We start from the raw sequence: 2,622 nt of genomic DNA, 5'->3' as shown, positions 1-2,622 counted from the left end.
GTTGTTAATGATATGGACACTTCCACCCACCGTCTAAACTTATAGTCGGTAACATAAATGAGGAAGAGACCATGACCATTGCAACTTTAGGTATCGACTTAGCTAAATCTTCTTTTGCTCTTCACGGAGTAGATTCATCAGGCAAAGTTCTTTTGAAGAAAAATATCAGCAGAAAGAAGTTGTCCGAAACGTTGACCAATATGCCTCCTTGTCTTGTTGGTATGGAAGCTTGCTCCAGTGCTCATTATTGGGCAAGAGTATTCAAGCAATTTGGTCATGACGTTAAACTTATGCCTCCGCAGTTTGTTAAGCCCTATGTGAAATCAAATAAGAACGATACCGCTGATGCTGAAGCAATCTGTGAAGCGGTAACTCGCCCTAACATGCGTTTCGTACCTATAAAATCGATTGAACAGCAATCAATCCTTTCTGTTCACAAAGCTAGAGAAAGGTTAGTTTCAATGAAAACTGGCCAAACTAATCAATTACGTGGGTTGCTGGCTGAGTTTGGTCTTGTCTTTCCTAAAGGAAGTGCATCACTTAACAAGCATCTCCCTCTGGTTTTAGAGGATGCTGAAAATAATTTGACGCCACCGATTCGCTGCGTGGTTACTCATTTAAAAGAACTAATTGATGAGCTTTCTTCACGAATTAGTGCGTTAACAAAAGAAATTGAACAATGGCACAGTACGAATGTTGATTCTAAAAGAATCGCAGAGATCCCTGGAATTGGCCCTATAACTGCCACCGCACTTGTTGCAAGTATAGGTGACCCCGCATCTTTTAATAATGGACGGCAGGTATCTGCATGGATTGGACTTGTACCTAAGCAGTTTTCAACGGGTGGCAAACAAGTATTGCTTGGTATAAGCAAGCGGGGGGATGGCTATTTACGAAGACTACTAGTGCATGGTGCAAGAGCTGTTCTTGGGCACTTAAAGCAACAGCCAACCACTTATACTCACCGCTGGTTGAATGACTTACTGAAACGAAAACACAAGAATGTTGCAATAGTCGCACTAGCTAATCGGAATGCTCGAATTGCATGGGCTTTATTGGCTAATCAGCAACACTATAATCCTGAATTACTATCTATCTAAAATTGCGCATGAAGTGGAAATGAGAAAACAGGTAAGACCGTGAGTATGGAACTCTGATTTGATCTTAGGACTTTCAAGTTCGTGTTGTTGATAAGAGCATGCTCAGCGGAAATCATTAAGAGTCCTTGAACTCGGATATATGTCTGCAATCTTTTACCTAAAACTTTCAGATTTACTACTTGCCAATAGGAAGTGTCCATATATGATCAAATCAGCTTGAAGATCAACGACACCATATGTAGCTAGCCGTTAGCTTCTAACGGGCATACCTAGTCCTATGACTTTGTTAATCGCTTTGACATTCGCCATGATTTCGCCCACTTGAGCGTTGTAACATCTCAAGCTCAATTTATCGCTTGTTAGTCCTTTATATCGGGACATAGCAGTCTCAGATATTGAACGATAGTGATAACCAGACTCTGTTTTCCATTCCGATATTGTTCCATCTCTCAGAGCCATTACCGCTTTGTTTCTGGGATGACCGTCTTCCCAAAGAGCTGCATTCTTTCGAGGCGGTATTAACGGAGTACAGCCTTTATTTTTCAGAGTCTCGTGGCAATTTTTTGTGTCATATGCTCCATCGGCGGATACGGCAGCGACCTTTCTACGTAGTGGGTTGAGTAACGTCGGTAACACTTCACTATCGCCTACATTTACAAGACTGACTTCCGCACTAATCGCTTCGTGAGTATCCACATCCACAGCTAAGTGCAGTTTGCGCCATGTCCTACGTTTTTCTGTACCATGCTTTTTCACTTTCCACTCCCCCTCACCAAAGACTTTGAGGCCAGTAGAATCAATGGCTATATGGCGAATAGCCCCTCTCGATTTATTGCGATATTTGACCTGAACTGTCTTCGAGCGTTTACTGATACAGGTGTAGTCAGGGGACGTTAGTGGAACATCTAATAGCTCAAAGATAGAGTCGATAAAGCCTTGAAGAGCACGTAAAGGAAGAGAGAAGATGCCCTTAATCATCAAGGCGGTTTCAATCGCTGTATCAGAGTACTGAAAGCCTCTCCCACGCTTACCATGATGAGTTTTGCATCGCCATGCATCTACGGCTGAATCATCTATCCAGAATGTAACCGAACCACGTTTACAAAGAGTCTTATTGTACTCCGTCCAGTTAGTTATCTTCTTGTTTGCTTTACCCATATCACCACCATTCCAATCGTTTCAAATGATCAGATCACAGGACTTGGAAAAGGTTCAACTAATTTAGGCAACAACGCCGCTGAAGACAACAAAACAGATAAGTAACTAGGCCTGATTTCAGATCATAAGTGCAACATTCATGGAAAGGTATAGAAGACGACAACTGCTGAAAGTAGTGCGCTCTTCTCACCAAAGAAACAAGCAGTTGTAGCATGAATTATCAGCAATTCCTGAAATAGCTAAAACAACTCAGTGCCATCGCTCTACGATATATCTGGAAGTTATCATTGCCGACCTTCGCCATCAAATAAGCTATCGTTACAAAGAGAAAGGCTCCGCAAAGGGGTAATGCCGATCAGTTAAA

General features: G+C 42.1%; 2 protein-coding genes. One reads left to right on the top strand and one right to left on the bottom strand.

Annotated elements, in window-relative coordinates; translation table 11 throughout:
• The first annotated feature begins 71 nt into the window (after positions 1-71).
• A complete protein-coding gene (locus AB4351_RS21100) occupies positions 72-1,100 on the top strand; it encodes an IS110 family transposase (protein WP_372127064.1) in 1,029 nt (342 codons plus the stop codon).
• Between the two features lie 249 nt (positions 1,101-1,349).
• Here AB4351_RS21100 and AB4351_RS21095 read toward each other — a convergent pair whose 3' ends face one another.
• A complete protein-coding gene (locus tag AB4351_RS21095; RefSeq protein WP_372127062.1) occupies positions 1,350-2,258 on the bottom strand; it encodes an IS5 family transposase in 909 nt (302 codons plus the stop codon).
• Between the last annotated feature and the right edge of the window lie 364 nt (positions 2,259-2,622).

The sequence above is a fragment of the Vibrio sp. 10N.261.51.F11 genome, assembly GCF_041471665.1.
Classification (GTDB): domain Bacteria; phylum Pseudomonadota; class Gammaproteobacteria; order Enterobacterales; family Vibrionaceae; genus Vibrio; species Vibrio crassostreae_C.
The sequence above is the reverse complement of the archived record's forward strand: the minus strand, read 5'-3'. Positions and strand labels throughout refer to the sequence as shown.